Annotated in this window: 14 protein-coding genes; all 14 read left to right on the top strand. The window is 52.3% G+C overall.

The features are described from left to right. The first annotated feature begins 78 nt into the window (after window positions 1–78). The 14 genes from EYB31_RS33560 to EYB31_RS33495 all read left to right on the top strand — a co-directional run bounded on the left by EYB31_RS33560 (window position 79) and on the right by EYB31_RS33495 (window position 16,956). The gene (locus EYB31_RS33560; protein WP_131017951.1) at window positions 79–1,611 is read left to right on the top strand and encodes an extracellular solute-binding protein; all 1,533 of its coding nucleotides are present in this window, start codon (window positions 79–81) and stop codon (window positions 1,609–1,611) included. 35 nt (window positions 1,612–1,646) lie between these two features. Next, on the top strand, window positions 1,647–3,998 hold the full coding sequence (locus EYB31_RS33555) for a helix-turn-helix domain-containing protein (RefSeq protein ID WP_131017950.1): 2,352 nt from the start codon (window positions 1,647–1,649) through the stop codon (window positions 3,996–3,998). Between the two features lie 263 nt (window positions 3,999–4,261). Beyond that, window positions 4,262–5,497: a stage II sporulation protein P gene (gene spoIIP, locus EYB31_RS33550; protein ID WP_131017949.1), complete on the top strand. Its 1,236-nt coding sequence runs from the start codon at window positions 4,262–4,264 to the stop codon at window positions 5,495–5,497. Window positions 5,498–5,502: 5 nt separating this feature from the next. Further along, window positions 5,503–5,865: a DUF3679 domain-containing protein gene (locus EYB31_RS33545; RefSeq protein ID WP_131017948.1), complete on the top strand. Its 363-nt coding sequence runs from the start codon at window positions 5,503–5,505 to the stop codon at window positions 5,863–5,865. Between the two features lie 159 nt (window positions 5,866–6,024). After that, complete coding sequence (lepA, locus tag EYB31_RS33540; RefSeq protein WP_131017947.1) at window positions 6,025–7,839, top strand: translation elongation factor 4; 1,815 nt, start codon at window positions 6,025–6,027, stop codon at window positions 7,837–7,839. Window positions 7,840–7,962: 123 nt separating this feature from the next. Beyond that, window positions 7,963–9,138: a radical SAM family heme chaperone HemW gene (hemW, locus tag EYB31_RS33535; protein WP_131017946.1), complete on the top strand. Its 1,176-nt coding sequence runs from the start codon at window positions 7,963–7,965 to the stop codon at window positions 9,136–9,138. A gap of 69 nt (window positions 9,139–9,207) precedes the next feature. Then, window positions 9,208–9,681 (top strand): N-acetyltransferase, encoded by a 474-nt coding sequence (locus EYB31_RS33530; RefSeq protein WP_131017945.1) that lies wholly within the window; start codon window positions 9,208–9,210, stop codon window positions 9,679–9,681. A gap of 219 nt (window positions 9,682–9,900) precedes the next feature. After that, the gene (gene hrcA, locus EYB31_RS33525; RefSeq protein WP_131017944.1) at window positions 9,901–10,926 is read left to right on the top strand and encodes a heat-inducible transcriptional repressor HrcA; all 1,026 of its coding nucleotides are present in this window, start codon (window positions 9,901–9,903) and stop codon (window positions 10,924–10,926) included. Further along, entirely contained in the window at window positions 10,923–12,464 is a 1,542-nt protein-coding gene (locus tag EYB31_RS33520; protein WP_131017943.1) for a TCP-1/cpn60 chaperonin family protein, read from the top strand. Before hrcA ends, EYB31_RS33520 begins: the two co-directional genes overlap by 4 nt. An 85-nt stretch (window positions 12,465–12,549) precedes the next feature. Next, a complete protein-coding gene (grpE, locus tag EYB31_RS33515) occupies window positions 12,550–13,131 on the top strand; it encodes a nucleotide exchange factor GrpE (RefSeq protein WP_131017942.1) in 582 nt (193 codons plus the stop codon). Between the two features lie 59 nt (window positions 13,132–13,190). Continuing rightward, a complete protein-coding gene (gene dnaK, locus EYB31_RS33510) occupies window positions 13,191–15,032 on the top strand; it encodes a molecular chaperone DnaK (RefSeq protein WP_131017941.1) in 1,842 nt (613 codons plus the stop codon). An 85-nt stretch (window positions 15,033–15,117) separates the two neighbouring features. Continuing rightward, on the top strand, window positions 15,118–16,242 hold the full coding sequence (gene dnaJ / locus EYB31_RS33505) for a molecular chaperone DnaJ (RefSeq protein ID WP_131017940.1): 1,125 nt from the start codon (window positions 15,118–15,120) through the stop codon (window positions 16,240–16,242). Between the two features lie 182 nt (window positions 16,243–16,424). Next, window positions 16,425–16,568 carry a YfhD family protein gene (locus tag EYB31_RS33500; RefSeq protein ID WP_131017939.1) on the top strand — a complete coding sequence of 48 codons (144 nt, stop codon included), beginning with the start codon at window positions 16,425–16,427 and terminating at the stop codon, window positions 16,566–16,568. Between the two features lie 10 nt (window positions 16,569–16,578). Continuing rightward, window positions 16,579–16,956 carry a hypothetical protein gene (locus tag EYB31_RS33495; protein WP_131017938.1) on the top strand — a complete coding sequence of 126 codons (378 nt, stop codon included), beginning with the start codon at window positions 16,579–16,581 and terminating at the stop codon, window positions 16,954–16,956. Window positions 16,957–16,971 lie beyond the last annotated feature (15 nt).

The raw sequence follows: 16,971 nt of genomic DNA, 5'->3' as shown, positions 1-16,971 counted from the left end.
GACTGGTAAAAGCGCCCTATACGGGAGATGTTATGTTGGAAAAGCCGTGTAGGGATGGCTGCAAAAGGAGGATAAACAATGATGAAGCAATCGAATTGGCGGGTTTCCGGCATGTTGGCCTTAGCGTGCGTCTTAGCCGCAGCAGGCGGCTGTTCCGGAGGAGAAACAAAGCAAACGCAGGACAATCCGGCCGCCGCCGCCGGCAGCAGCAAGCCGCTTTCCATCCAAATGTTCGCAGGGCTGTATAATGATGCGCCCGATATGAACAACGCGTATTGGGCGGAATGGCAGAAAAAAACAAACAGCAAGCTGACGGTGGAATGGGTGCCCGCCGGCGATTTGAACACCAAGCTGGATCTGCTGCTGGCCTCCGGCGATTTGCCGGAAGTCGTCGCCGTGCCGGATTTTAAGCGCCCTACGCTGATCAGCGCGATCAAAAACGGGGCGTTTTGGGATTTGACGCCGTTTCTCGGCGATTTCAGCAAATATCCTAACTTGAAGAACAATACCGTCAAAGATGCCTTCAAATACAGAATGGTCGACGGGAAAATATACTCTTTGCCCGGTTCCCGCTCCAGAGTCGACATCGGCATCAAAATGCGCAAGGATTGGCTGGATAAGCTGAATATTCCCGAGCCCGCGACGTTGGATGAATATGAAGCGGCATTAAGGAAGATCGCCGACGGCGACCCTGACGGCAACGGCAAAAAGGACACCTTGGGCTTGATCGGCAACGGCGTCATCATCAACGACGGCGATACGGCGTTTGCTGCTGCGTTCGGAGCGGTCGAACCTACGTACAACGCGGAAGGAGGGCTCATCTACACGAACCTGACGCCGCAGTATAGCGATATGGTCGCCTGGTTCCGCAAGCTTTACGAAGAAGGCGCGTTGGCCAAAGAATTTTCCGTAATGAAAAGAACCCAAGCGGAGGAGCTGTTTAAGACGGGCCGCGCCGCTTCTTATGCCCGCAGCATTTGGTGGGATAAAGAATGGGAGAACGAAATCGCCAAGACCGGACAGCCCAACCCGACAATCGTCAACCTTACGCTGAAGGGCCCGAAAGGCTACGCAATCGATTTGGCGATCGGCGGCGGCGGCGGTTTCCTCATTTCCAAAAAAGTGCCGGAAGCGAAAGTAAAACAGCTGCTTGATTATTTTGAAATGACCGCCTCCAAGGAAATTAGCGACTTTTCTTATTACGGGCTTCCCGATGTTCATTATAAAGTCGTCGACGGTCAAAAGGTGCTGACCGATCAAGGCATCAAAGAAGTCAACACAACAAGCAAAGGCGTTGGCGTGCTAGCTTATGAGAAATGGGGCAAAGTCATCAGCGCTTCGGGAAATAAAGCTTACAACGACGCCAAGATCAAGGAAGTGGAAAAATACGACGAGATCGGGCTGGTCGATCCGTTCCGTTATTTGATCTCCGATTCGTGGATCAACGTGTGGTCGAAATACGAAAATGAGTGGAGAGCAAACGTGACCAAAGCAATCGTCGGGCAAATCAGCATGGACGAATACCGCAGCTTTGTGGATAAAATCAACAATTTGCCGGAAACGAAAACGGCATATAAAGAATTCGCGGAGCATTACAAAACGTTTAAGTAATTGCACAACACGATGAGTTGGAGGGTGGAAGCCGCATGAAACGATGGTGGGAGGCATTACGGGCGAAGGCCGATATGCTGTTTGCCGGTACCAATTACTTGCGCCGTATGATATGGCTGGGCTGTATCGCGGTGGCGGTTCCAATCGTATTATCGGGAACCGGCTATTATCACTTTGCCATGAGCAAGTTATCCCACCAGTTTCAGGAGGAGAGCCGCTCTTCTCTCGACCAGTTGAAGGAGCGCATGGAAAATGCGCTCACCCGCATTGAGCTGGAATCGCTGCAAATGTCCGCCGGCTCCATGATCCGCTCCGCTCTTAGCAAACGGGATTTCGCCAGCCAATATGTGCAGCAGACGGAGATTATGGACGCGCTTCTGGTTCAAAAAAATTCAGATAATTTAATTGAAGAAATCGTGTTTTACGAACGCGCTTCGAATGTTGTTTTATCCAGCTCATACGGCTCGGCGTCGCTTGAAAACTCCCCGCAAAAAGATGTGCTGCGGGGAGTGTTTTCCATGAAAACGCAAGGCAGCTGGGTGTATACCCCGGGCATCGGGCCTGACGGTTCGATGACTTACGTACGCCTGCTGCCTGTCATGAAGATTGGAGCGCCGCAGGGCGCATTGCTGATTCATGTGCGGATTGATGCGCTGCGGAAGCAGTTGTTCAACACGGGCCAGAATGCTTTACAACAATCGCTGCTGGTCATGGACGCGGATCGGACAGTGATGCTGCATTCATCGGACAATGCGGCAATCGGCCAAGCGGCCGAACGGGTGCCCATGCTGAAATGGATACTGAACCAAGATGGGGCCAGCGAATACGATTTGTTGACTTATGACAAAGGCAAACTTCTGGTCATGTATCACAAGACCGCGCTTGACCGTGTATACGTCATCACGATGCCGGAAGAAGTATTGTCAGGGCAGCTTGCTTGGATTCGCGCATTTGTTGCGTTATCCGTGCTTTTATGTTTATGTCTTGGCGTGCTGCTTACCTATTTGGCGTCCAAAGTAGTGTATAGCCCGATCGATAAGCTGGCGAAGTATGGAGAAAAACTCCGGTCCGTCGGAGAAAGTAAAACCGCAGGCGCCAAGCAAAATGAAATCGAATTTATTTATTCCTGTCTCTCCTTTCTTAATGAGCAGGCGGAAACGCTGGACCGTTATGTGAAGTCCGTTCAACCCAATCTCCGCGACCAGTTCTTAATCAAGCTGCTGAAATCAAATGGACGATTCGATCGGAAGGCCGCCGAGCCTTATTTGCAGCTGTACCATATTCCGCAAGCCGGAACTTATGTGGCGATGATCGTGAAAGTGGACAACCTGTTTAAGGAAAAAAGGTTCCTCCCAAACGAAGGGGCTGTAATCGTTTTTGCCGTCAATAATGTGATGCTTGAGCTGCTGGAGCGTTATCCCGGCTTGCAGGGCTACATTATCGATCTCGATGGAAAAGAAAGCGCGGCGATTGTTCATTTCGCCGAAACGGAAAACGATCCCTCCGAACAGAAACGGCTGATCGGCCTGTTTGCGGAAGAAGTGTGCGCTTCGCTCAAAAACTATATGTCTTTTACGGTTTCCGTTGGAATCGGCGGCGGGCGCGAAGGGATCGGGAGCTTGCACGAATCGTACCGGGAAGCGCGGCTTGCGCTGCAGCAGCGGCTGCTGGAGGAAGTCGACGCTGTGCTGTTTTATGATCCGGAATCGGTTGCAAGGGAGAAAGTATTTTCGTTTAATTATCCGAAGTCTTTGGAAACGCTGCTTATTGAAGCGCTCTCAAGGGGCGAGCTGGCGGAAGCGGAGAAACTGCTGCTGCAGTTTTCCCGCACGATCCGCACTTCCGATTCTTACGATACGGTGATGCAGTGTTACCATGTCTTGCTTTCGTCGGTCATTCAGGCATTGGAGCATGAAGGGTATGGGGCGATGGACCAGTTGGACAGCAATTTGTTCGAACAGCTGAAACTCAGACAGACCTCTCAAGAGGTACAGGATTGGTTTATCGAAACGTTGTTTCCGCTTTACCGCCACATTACCGAAGAGTTCCGCGCCAATGAGGTGCAGCATGCGGTCCGCAGAGTATGCCGGCATATCGAGGAGCATGAGGGGACGCCAACGCTTGTCGAGTGTGCGGAGCTTGTCCGTCTCAGCCCGTCTTATTTAAGCAGAATGTTTAAGAAAGAGACCAGCGTTTCGTTTATCGAATACGTGATGAAATTCAAATTGGAGAAGGCCAAGCGGCTGCTGGCGGAAACGGACCACAGCGTGATGGAAATCGCCGGCATGGTCGGATATTCGGAGCGCAATTTGAACCGCGCCTTTCAGAAAAATTTTAACCATTCCCCCAAGCAGTACCGGAACTCTACGCGAACCGGCGGTCAATGATGCCGCCTCAGCTGTTATCCCTGAATGCTAAAGCGTATCCAGGAAACGGGGTATCACTGCAACTATAATCATACGGTCCGATGGAAAAAATAATTTTTTCCAAAGGGCCTTTTTTGCGCTTCGCTAGATTCATAGATTTTTAGGTTCTAGCATCTGAGTTGTCCTCATAGATTGAATACTAGAAGCACCAATTGGACTTGTGTCCCGAATTCCCGTCAGCAGATGGAACAGGACAACGCATATAAGTTTAGGAGGGAAATCCAATGAAATGGAGCGAATGGGCGGTACGCCTTAACAATCAGCGGAAAACCGGCGGCGAAGCGGGGATGATGAGCAAAGTATTTATTGGGCTCATGGCATATACTTTTGTTTTTTTGGTACTGCTGGGCATATTGGGATATGCACAGTCCAAATATGGGAATACGGCGCCTTCCTCATCGATGAAAGGGGTCTCGTCTTCGGTTTCCAGTCAATTTTTTATCGATATGATGGCGATGGAGCTGCCCCGGATGCAGCAGGACCGGCAGTCGTTTACATTCTCCCAGCACAACGTGACCGGCTTTCTGTTTAATTTGCTCACCGGGGTCAATCCGAATGACCCCAAGACGATGCTTGCCGGCGAGGTGCCGGGGCTGTCGCAGGATGCGGTCGTTTTAAGAAAAGGGATCAGCACCGGCAACGATACGCCTGAAGATTACGGGCCCAAGCTGGAGGTGCTGGAAAAAGCCACAGCGGCGGCGATTCCGGAAACAACGCCGGTAGAGACGCAGCCTGTGAAGGAAGTGGTACCGGCTCCGCCCGTTACCGCATCGCCTCCGCGGACGGCAGGCAAAAACATCGCTTTTATTTACCAATCGCACAACCAGGAATCGTATTTGCCCGAGCTGCCGGGAGTCAGCGATCCGGATAAAGCTTTTGACGCAAAAACAAATGTGACGCTGGTCGGCAAACGTTTGGCGGAGAAACTGGAGCAGGACGGCATCGGGGCAGTTCATTCCGAAACGAATTATCCTTCGGTGATTAAAGATTTTAAATACGCGTATTCCTATAAATACTCTTTAAAAACGCTGCAGGACGCTTTAGCGGCACATTCCGACCTGAAATTTTATTTCGACATCCACCGCGATTCGCAAAAAAGAGACAAGACGACGGTCACCATCGACGGCAAAGATTATGCCCAAGTGTACTTCATCATCGGCGGCAAAAACCCGGGCTGGAAAGAAAACGAGCAGTTTGCCGCGAAAATTCACGATGCGCTGGAGTCGAAGCATCCGGGCATCTCCAAAGGCATTCATGCCAAGTCGGCTGACGGCAACGGCGTGTACAACCAGAATTTTTCGCCGAACAACGTGCTGATCGAAGTCGGCGGGCCGTACAATTCGCTTGAGGAATGTTACCGGACCGCGGATTTGCTGGCGGAAGCGATCTCGGGAGTTATTCTTAACGTGCAGAAGGTAGATGCTCCGGCCGATTCCAAAGACAGTAAAAAGCAAGGGTGAGGACGATGGGTAAATTTTATTTAAAGTTGTTTATCATCTCGCTTATCGCCGCTTTCTGCATCTTTTTTGGCGTCGACTTGGCAGGCAAAGGCGTTGAGCGGGTGCAAGGACCCGCAAGCGCGGGCAGCGCGGTCAAATCGGCAGCTGCGGCACAGCCGCCGGCGAAACCTGAAGCCAAGGCCGCCCAGCCGGCCAAAAAGCCGGAAACCTCCAATTCGAAGCCGGAGCAGGAAGTGGCGCAGCGGGAACAGGTAACCGCCGATTCGGGGATCAACCGGGTCAGCAACAAAGCGGGCGATTTGCTGCAGATCATCGCTTACCATGGGATTAAATTTTTTGTGTCGCTGCTTGACGGGATCTTCGGCTGAGCGGCTGCGGCGCCGCCTTTCAGATTCGGATGGCCCGCCCCGCGGCTGCGTGCTTCATAGGCAATTGCGGGTGCGGCGAACTCACGCATTGCTAACGTTCCCTTACAACTGCTATAATGAAAAGTATTGTACATTAGCAGGTTAGTGAGGAAACGGACGATGGACATCCAATCGAGACAAAAGAAAATTAGAAATTTTTGTATCATAGCGCATATCGACCACGGCAAGTCGACGCTTGCCGACCGGATCTTAGAGTATACGGGCGCTCTTTCTTCCCGTGAAATGCAGGAGCAGGTGCTCGACCAGATGGACCTGGAGCGCGAGCGGGGAATTACGATTAAACTTCAGGCCGTGCGGCTGAATTACCGCGCGGACGACGGTGAAGAGTACATTTTGAACCTGATTGATACTCCGGGCCATGTCGACTTTACGTACGAGGTGTCCCGCAGTTTGGCCGCTTGCGAAGGCGCGCTGCTGGTCGTTGACGCGGCGCAGGGTATCGAAGCGCAGACGCTTGCCAACGTCTACTTGGCGCTCGACAACAATTTGGAGATTTTGCCAGTCATCAATAAGATCGATTTGCCTTCGGCGGATCCGGAGCGGGTCAAGCAGGAAGTCGAAGACGTGATTGGTCTTGACGCAAGCGAAGCCGTGTTGGCTTCGGCTAAGGCGGGCATCGGCATTAAAGAAATTTTGGAGCAGGTCACGCAGAAGGTTCCGGCGCCGACGGGCGATCCCGAGAAGCCGCTGAAAGCGCTCATTTTCGACTCGCATTTCGATCCGTACAAAGGCGTAATCGTCTACGTGCGTGTCATCGACGGTTCGATTAAATCCGGTTCCAAAATCAAAATGATGGCGACGGAGAAAACGTTTGAAGTCATCGAAGTCGGCGCGTTTAAGCCGCGCATGAGCAGTGTGGACGAATTGCAGGTCGGCGATGTCGGATTTATCGTCGCGGGAATTAAAAATGTCGGCGACACACGGGTCGGCGATACGGTCACCGACGCTAAGAACCCGACGCTGGAACCGCTGCCGGGTTACCGCAAAATCAACCCGATGGTGTTCTGCGGTTTGTATCCGATCGAGACTTCGGATTACAATGATTTGCGCGAAGCGCTGGAGAAGCTGCAGCTGAACGACGCCTCGCTCAGCTTTGAACCGGAAACGTCGACGGCGCTGGGCTTCGGCTTCCGCTGCGGCTTCCTCGGCTTGCTTCATATGGAAATCATTCAGGAGCGGATCGAGCGCGAATTCAACATTCCGCTGATTACTACCGCGCCTAGCGTGGTGTTCAAAGTCACTCAGACGAACGGCGAAGTGATCAGCATTGAAAATCCATCTTTGTTCCCTGAGCCGGGCAAAATCGACTATGTCGAGGAGCCATATGTCAAGGCTGCGGTTATCGTTCCTAATGACTATGTCGGCGCGATTATGGAATTATGCCAAGGCAAACGCGGCGAATTCATCAACATGGAATATTTGGACACGACTCGTGTTACGTTGACCTATAACATTCCGCTTTCGGAAATTGTATATGATTTCTTCGATCAGCTGAAGTCAAGCACGAAGGGTTATGCTTCGTTTGATTATGAGCTGTCCGGCTACAAGCGGTCCAATCTTGTTAAAATGGAAATCCTGCTTAACAACGAACAGGTGGATGCTTTATCGTTTATCGTGCACCGCGACCGCGCGTATAACCGCGGCCGGATCATCTGCGAGAAATTGCGCGAGCTGATCCCGCGGCAAATGTTCGAAGTGCCGATCCAAGCGGCGATCGGCCAGAAAGTCATCGCCCGCGAAACCGTCAAGGCGATGCGCAAAAACGTGCTTGCCAAATGTTACGGCGGCGACATCAGCCGGAAACGCAAGCTGCTGGAGAAACAGAAAGAAGGCAAGAAGCGGATGAAGCAGGTCGGCAGCGTGGAAGTGCCGCAGGAAGCGTTTATGGCGGTACTGAAGATCGACGATAACTGATCGTTATCGATCAGGCGGTATTATATAGTAGAGGGAGTAACCCACACCGGCTTTATGATGAGGTGGGTTACTTTCTTTTTGAACTACTTTCTTAAATCTGGAAGAAAAGCGGGGGTGATTGCCATGATAGATGCCCGAAAAACAACAACGCCGCGTGCGGTATACATTCATATCCCATTTTGCACAAATAAGTGCCATTATTGCGACTTCAATTCGTATGTACTGAAAGGCCAGCCGGTAAACGAATACCTTGATGCGCTGGAACGCGAGATCGAGCGGACGGTAAAAGCCGTGCCGCCGGGCGGGATCGATACGATTTTTGTCGGCGGAGGGACGCCTACCGTGCTGCTTCCGGATCAGATGGAGAAGTTTTTGCGGATCGTGCGCACCTACTTTGATACGACAAGCGGCTCGCTGGAGTTTTCGATGGAAGCGAACCCGGGAACAACCGATGCGGAAAAACTGCAGGCGATGAAGGAAGGCGGCGTAAACCGAATCAGCTTTGGCGTGCAGTCATTCGATAACGAGCTGCTTGCCGGAATCGGCCGCATTCATAATACCGACGACGTCTACCGCAGTTTGGAAAATGCCCGCAGCGTCGGGTTTACGAATATGTCGATCGACTTGATGTTCGGACTGCCCAAGCAGACGCTGCAAACGATGTCCGCTACGTTGGATGAGGCGCTGCGTTTGGAGCTGCCGCATTACTCCATCTACAGCTTAAAAGTGGAGGAAAACACGCTGTTCCACACGCTGTATCACAAAAATCAGCTGCCGCTGCCGGACGAAGATGAAGAACTGCAGATGTTTCTGCTTATTATGGAACGGCTGAAGAACGCCGGATATGAGCAATACGAAATCAGCAATTTCGCCCGTGCGGGTTACGAAAGCCGGCACAACAGCGCTTATTGGCTCAATCACAGTTATTATGGCCTGGGCGCCGGCGCACACGGATATGTGCATGGAGAGAGGCATGTGAATATTAAAGGAATCCAGCCGTATATCGACGGCTCACGCTCTGAGCTGCCTCGTCTGGACCAGTTTGAAGTGACGCGCCGCGAAGCGATGGAGGATTTTATGATGGTCGGTTTGCGTTTGCTGAGAGGGGTGCGCGACGCGGATTTCCACAGGCAGTTCGGCGAGAATATGGACGCCGTATTCGGCGATACGATTCAGCGCCTGCGGGGCAAGGGATTGCTGGATGTCGTGGACGGCGGCTGCCGTTTGTCGGAGCAGGGACTGCTGCTGGGCAACGAAGTGTTTGCTGAATTTCTGTCCGAGGAAAAAGATGCAAAATAAGGGATTGAATTTTTTATACGTTTCGTTGTATATTTATTCATATACTTTTAGCGGTGGGGGGAACGGTGGATGACTGCAACAACGGTAAGCTGCAGACAAGCAACGGCGGACGACGTCGATCATTTATATGAAATCATCAATGGCTACGCGGAGAAAGGGATCATGCTTCCGCGCAGCAAGAAAGCGTTGAACGACCAGATCGATTCGTTTATTATCGCTGTGGACGAAGACGGGCAGTTTATCGGTTGCGGATCGTTGACCCGCCTCGGACAGGATCTGGTGGAAATTCGCTCGCTTGGCGTAAGCGACGGTTACCAAGGTAAGGGCATCGGCAAAATGATTGTGACCCGGCTGGTAGAGGAAGCAAGAAAGATGAACATTACCAAGGTAATGGCGCTGACATACGAGGTCGCTTTTTTCGAAAGAAACGGCTTTAGCGTCGTGCAAAAGGAAATATTCCCGGAGAAAGTTTGGACGGACTGCATTCATTGTAAAAAGCTGCACTGCTGCGATGAAATCGCCGTGCTCAAACGACTGGATTGACTTGACAACAGACCTTAGGGTCTGTTATTTTTGTATTATGAGTTAGCACTCCTCTTTCAAGAGTGCTAACGACCGGAAAGAACGGGCAAGGCGGGGTAATCGTTTTGCCTACGCAAAACCAAGCCGATGCTTACGATGCTAGCTTTCTTACAGAAAGCTCAAAGTGAAATGCTTACGAAGCCAGTTTTGCTTACGCAAAACTTTTAGGAGGTTTCCGACATGTTGACAGAACGACAAAAACAAATACTTAGCGCCATCGTAGATGACTACATTCGTTCGGGTGAGCCGATCGGTTCACGCAGCATCTCCAAAAGAGGAAATGTCGGTTTCAGTCCAGCCACGATTCGCAACGAAATGTCGGACCTTGAGGAAATGGGCTTTTTGGAGCAGCCTCATACGTCCGCCGGACGGATTCCTTCTAACAAAGGATACCGTTATTATGTAGACAATCTGGTTCATTTTCATCATACGAGTGACCAGGACGTCGACGTGCTGAAGCATTTCTTTGCCGAAAAAATTCAAGAGATGGAGCAGGTCATTCAGCAGGTCGCGATGATTTTGTCCCAGCTTACTAACTATACATCGATTGTTCTTGGGCCGGAAGTGTTTAATACGACGCTCAAGCGGCTGCAATTTGTGCCTTTGGACGACCGAACGGCGGTTGCTATCGTCGTAACGAATACGGGCCAGGTGGAGAACAAGACGGTTACGATTCCTGAAGGCGTACAAATGGCGGAAATCGAAAAGATGGTCAATCTGCTGAACAGCCGTTTGGTCAACGTGCCTTTGTACCAGTTCAAATCGAAGCTGTACAATGAAATCAGCCAGGAAATGAGCCGTTATGTTTCCGGCTATGAAGACTTATTAAATATGATGAACAGTGTTCTGGATAACGACGAGGAACACCGGGTTTTTTTGGGCGGCACGACAAATATGCTCATTCAGCCCGAGTTTAAAGATGTGGAAAAAGTGAAAACTATTCTTGATATGCTCTCCCAAACCCAATCTCTTGTCAAGCTGTTCGCCGAGAAGCCCAGCGGCATACAGGTATGCATCGGCGAAGAAAACCGGAATGAAGCGATCAACGATTGCAGTCTGATTACGGCAACTTATTCGGTTGAAGGGCATACCTTAGGCACGATTGGCATATTGGGACCGACACGAATGGAATACGCAAGGGTCATACATTTGCTCGACCGGTTCTCGAAAGAGCTGGCCGTCGTGATGGGACGCTGGTACAAATGAGCCAGATCAAACAGGGCACTCACGATAATGAGGAAAAGTACGCCACGCTGATTAATAACGCCGGTGCGGTAAGAGCGATTTGTTCCGCGGTGGAGGGCACGCTGGGGCCCAAAGGGCTTGATACGATGCTGGTCGGCGCTCACGGCGAAGTGATTATTACCAACGACGGCGTTACGATATTGGAGCAAATGGACGTCACCCACCCCGCGGCGCGGCTGCTCATTCAAGTCGCCCGCGCCCAGCAGCTGCAAGTAGGGGACGGTACGACCACGGCGACTGTGCTGGCCGGAGCGATGATCGCCGAAGGCGTTGCGCAGGTGACCCGCGGAGTACCCGTAGCCAAGGTGGTGCGGGGCATTCAGGACGGGGTGGCGCGCGCCCTGGAATCATTTCGGGAGCGTGCCCGAATAATTGAGGGCTGCGACGACCCGATGCTGCACCGGATTGCATTTATTGCCGGACGGGAGCAGCATGACATCGCCAGGCTGATTATCGACGCAGTCAGGCAGCTTGGCGACGACAAGCTGAAGGAAGAGGGCTTTCGCTTTTCCGAGCTCGTTACGGCTCATGGGAAAACGGCTAGCGAAGTATGGCCGGGTTTGTTGATTCCCAAAGTGCCGATGAATTCGCAGCTTGATTTCGAGCCGTTCACGGGTCCCGTACTTGTGCTGCAAGATGCGTTGGAGCCCGAAACGCTGGATGAGGAAGCGCTGATGACCGAGTCCGGCTTTCAAACCTATTTGCAGCTGCGGGAGCAATTTCGCGCCAGTTTGGAGAAACTGACCGATTTGCGGATCGGGCTGATTGTTGCGGACCGGGGTGTCGATCCGGAAGCGGAGCAGTTTTGCACCGACCACGGCATCATGATATTGCAGCGCGTGCCGCGTTCCGAGCTTCGCCGTATATGCGAATACACAGGGGCGAAGCCGGTCCGCCGAGGCGCATTAAAGAAGCCGGTAACGGATCTGCCTGTATATCTCGGCCATGCCGGTTACATCGCTTATGACGAGCGGATGGAATGCGTCAGGATCAAGCAAGGCAACGGCAAGATGACCGCTTCCGTGGTGGTCGGCGCAAGCACCAGCGAGATCGTCGGCGAGCGGCTGCGTATTGCCAAAGACGCCGCATCGGCTGTCCAGGCTGCGCTGAAAGGCGGCTATTTGCCCGGCGGCGGCGCTGTGGAAATATCCGTCGCCCATCAGCTCGACCGCTACCGTGAAACCGTGCAGGGTATGGAAGGTTTTGGCGTAAGCGCCGCTGCGCAGGCATTGCGCAAACCGCTTGCGCAGATAGTCGTCAACGCCGGGTACAATCCGCTGGAGAAGGTCGAAGAGGTGAAAGCGGCGCAAATCGCGAGGAACATCGATTCAATCGGCATTGACTGCGACACCGGTTTAACGATAGACTGTCTTGAAGCGGGGATTGTCGATCCGGCCCCGGTCAAGCTGCATGCGTTGGAGGCTGCGGCGGAGGTGGCGACGGCCGTGCTGCGGATACATACCGTTATCAAAATGAGGTCGGATTCCACGGAGGACTAATTGTCTGCACCAACAAACGCCGTTGTCCGATTCACATAAAACACATAAAATGCAAAGGTTTAGTATGAATAGGAGGTGACATGTTTTGAATACAGAGGAAAAAGAGCAAGGTCATGCAGGCGAAGAAGAATTGGCGGCTAAACAGCAAGCCGGAGAACAAAATCCGGAAGGCGCTGACACTGGTGAGCAAACTGCTTCCGAGGAGCAAGGCGGGGTACATGCCGAACTTGCGGCGGCACTTAAGCTGGCCGAGGAAAACAATCAGCGTTTTTTGCGCGCACAAGCCGATTTCGATAATTTTAGACGCCGCACACGCGACGAGAAAGAGCAATTTGCCAAATACGCTTCCTTGAAGCTGATTGAGCAGCTCTTGCCTGTCGTGGACAACTTTGAGCGTGCGCTTGCAACAAGTAAAGACAACAAAGATTTTGACGCCCTGCTGAAGGGCTTGGATATGACGTTCCGTCAGTTGGACCAGGTGCTCGCAACCGAAGGCCTGCAGCGGATGGAGACGGTGGGAACGCCGTTTAATCCGGAATTTCATCAAGCGGTAATGCAGGTGGAGTCCGAAGAGCATGAAGAAGGAACCATTGTGGAGGAAATGCAAAAAGGTTATATCCTGAAAGATAAGGTCATTCGCCCGGCAATGGTGAAGGTCAGCATGTAACCCGCATTCATGCCATGATTCAATAATAAAATTTGAAAGTAACAAGGAGGAACTATTCCATGAGCAAAGTTATCGGCATCGACTTAGGAACAACCAACTCCTGCGTAGCCGTTATGGAAGGCGGCGAAGCTGTCGTTATTCCGAATCCCGAAGGCAACCGCACGACACCTTCGGTTGTAGGTTTTAAAAAGGACGGCGAACGCGTGATCGGCGAAACAGCCAAACGCCAAGCGATTACCAACCCGGACCGCACGGTCATTTCGATCAAACGCCATATGGGAACGAATCATAAAGAATTGATCGACGGTAAGGAATATTCCCCGCAAGAAATTTCGGCGATGATTTTGCAAAAGCTGAAATCCGACGCGGAAGCTTATTTGGGCCAAACCGTAACCCAAGCGGTTATTACGGTACCGGCTTATTTTAACGACAGCCAACGTCAAGCGACTAAAGATGCAGGCAAAATCGCCGGTCTGGAAGTGCTTCGTATCGTCAACGAACCGACGGCGGCAGCGCTTGCTTACGGTCTTGAGAAATCGGAAGATCAAACGATTCTCGTATACGACCTCGGCGGCGGTACATTCGACGTATCGATCCTTGAGCTGGGCGACGGCTTCTTCGAAGTAAAAGCGACCAGCGGGGACAACCGTTTGGGCGGCGACGACTTCGACCAAGTGATTATCGACTATCTCGTAGCCGAATTTAAAAAAGAACAAGGCATCGACCTTGGCAAAGATAAAGCTGCCGTTCAACGTTTGAAGGACGCAGCGGAAAAAGCGAAAAAAGAATTGTCCGGCGTGCTGACAACTACCGTTTCCCTGCCGTTTATTACGGTTGTTGACGGCGTTCCGCAGCACTTGGAATTAAATCTTACACGCGCCAAATTCGAAGAGCTGTCCGCAGCGCTTGTTGAAAGAACGATGGGTCCGACTCGCCAAGCGTTAAGCGACTCCGGCTTGTCTCCGAATCAAATCGACAAAGTGGTGCTTGTCGGCGGTTCCACACGGATTCCAGCCGTACAAGAAGCGGTCAAACGCCTGATCGGCAAAGAGCCGCACAAAGGCGTTAACCCGGACGAAGTCGTAGCATTGGGCGCAGCCGTACAAGCGGGCGTACTGACAGGCGACGTCAAAGACGTCGTATTGCTCGACGTAACTCCGTTGTCGCTGGGTATCGAGACCGCTGGCGGCGTGTTCACCAAAATGATCGAGCGCAATACGACGATCCCGACAACCAAATCGCAAGTATATACGACGTACGCTGACAACCAGCCTAGCGTTGAAATTCACGTGCTTCAAGGCGAACGCGCGATGGCTAATGACAATAAAACGCTCGGCCGCTTTATGCTTGGCGACATTCCGCTTGCGCCGCGCGGCATTCCGCAAATCGAAGTTACTTTTGATATCGACGCCAACGGTATCGTTAACGTTTCGGCTTTGGATAAAGGCACAGGCAAAAGCCAAAAAATTACGATCACTTCGTCCAGCGGCCTCAGCGATGATGAAATCGACCGCATGATGAAAGACGCCGAGTCTCATGCCGACGAAGACCGCAAGCGCAAAGAGCTTGTCGAAGCCCGCAACAACGCGGATCAGCTTGTCTACTCCGTAGATAAGACGATCAAGGATCTTGGCGACAAAGTAAGCCAAGAGGAAACCGACAAAGCCAACGCGGCAAAAGATAAAGTGAAAAAAGCGCTTGAAGGCGACAACCTCGATGAAATCAAAGCAGCGACCGAAGAGCTGACGCAAGTGGTGCAGCAGCTTTCCGTGAAGCTGTATGAACAAGCGCAAGCCGGAGCTCAGCAGGAGCAAGGCGGAGCAGGTCCGGAATCCGGCCCGAAAAAAGACAATGTCGTTGATGCCGACTATGAAGTGGTCGACGAGAAGAAAAATCAATAATCACACCGCACTATTACGTCAAAGCCGAGCTGCGTCTTGGCTTTGACTTTCCACGTTTGATGGCTTCAAGAATGGGAGTGGAACGATGAGTAAACGCGATTACTACGAGGTGCTTGGGGTTGGCAAGGATGCTTCGGCCGATGATATCAAGAAGGCTTACCGCAAACTTGCCCGTCAGTACCATCCGGACGTCAACAAGGCGGATGACGCCGAGACGAAATTCAAAGAAGCAAAAGAAGCTTACGATGTGTTAAGCGACGACCAGAAAAAAGCGACGTACGACCGCTTCGGCCACGTAGACCCGAATCAGGGCATGGGCGGCGGCGGGTTTAACGGAGCCGATTTTGGCGGCTTCGGCGACTTGTTTGATATGTTCTTTGGCGGCAACGGGGGACAACGCAGAAATCCGAACGCGCCTCAGCGCGGCAGCGATCTGCAGTATACGATGACCGTTGAATTTAAAGAAGCCGTTTTTGGCAAAGAAACGGACCTTCATATCCCGCGTACGGAAACGTGCGACCACTGTCACGGCTCAGGTGCAAAACCGGGCACAAAACCGGAGACATGCTCCACATGCCACGGCAGCGGACAGCAGGAAGTGGTTCAGAACACAGCTTTCGGCAGAATCGTAAACCGCAGAGTTTGTTCGACCTGTAACGGCCAAGGACAAATCATTAAAGACAAGTGCAGCGGCTGCCAAGGAACCGGCAAGGTGAAAAAGCAGCGCACGATTCATATCAAAATTCCGGCGGGAGTTGACGACGGCGCTCAGCTGCGCGTCAGCGGCGAAGGGGAAGCCGGCACACGCGGCGGCCCGTCCGGCGATTTGTACGTAGTGATTCGTGTTAAGCCACACGACTTTTTCGAGCGTGAAGGCGACGATATTTACTGCGAGGTGCCGCTTACATTTGCTCAGGCGGCGTTAGGCGATGAAATCGAAATTCCGACGCTGACCGAGAAGGTCAAGCTGAAAATACCGGCAGGCACACAAACCGACACGTACTTCCGGCTGAAGGGCAAAGGTGTTCCGAAGCTGCGCGGTTACGGTCAGGGCGATCAGCATGTCAAGGTGGTCGTCGTTACGCCGACCACTTTGAACGAGCAGCAAAAAGAGCTGCTGCGCGAATTCTCCAGGCTTTCGGGAGAGAACACGCACGAGCAGCACCAATCGATTTTTGAACGAATGAAAAAAGCGTTTCTAGGGGACTAGTTCGAACTAGCCGCGGCGTCTGTTACTTTACGTAATGGATGCCGCGGTTTTTTTGTGCGGACAGGTCTTCCGTTAACGGAGAAGTGGCTTGGGCGAGATTCATACAAAGGTATAAGGGCGGAGCCTTTTGCGGATGATATTTGTTGACACAGCCATCAAACGATCAGGAGGACTGCGCATTCATGGTGAAACATAACAACAAAGGGAACTCGCTGCCGATCGCCAAAAATGAGGACGTCGAATTTTCCGCCGACCAGGCGGATGCGGCCGATCTGAAAGCAGCTGAGCGGGCTGATGAAGCCGATGCCCGCCAAGAAGGAAAGTAGGTGAACCGTTATGGCTGAGAAGGGGTTGCTTGCTTATTTTCATAGCCCGGAGCAAGCGGAAGGCGCTGCAGCCAAGCTGAATGCGCTCCGCGCCATCGATGTGTCGGTGGAGCGGTTTGACAAATATCCGGGCGAAGGCAGCACGGGACCGATCAACATGTATGCTGGCAATTTTCCGGGACTAGGGTCCATTACCGAGTCCGGAGATTTTACTCCGGATACCGGGGTGCTGGCCGCGGCTGACATCGACGCAAGCGGCATGAGCGATGGCGGGCAAGGAGGCCTTGGCGCGGTGGATGGACTGGACATCGTGCTCAGCGCGGTAATCGACGAGAACATGTTTGAACAAGCCCGCCGTGTCATTCAGCAGGCGGGTGGCGTAATTTAATCTCAACAACAGGCT

It is taken from the genome of Paenibacillus thalictri (genome assembly GCF_004307995.1).
GTDB lineage: Bacteria > Bacillota > Bacilli > Paenibacillales > NBRC-103111 > Paenibacillus_AF > Paenibacillus_AF thalictri.
Note: the sequence above shows the minus strand (reverse complement) of the source record. Positions and strands in the feature narration are given on the sequence as shown.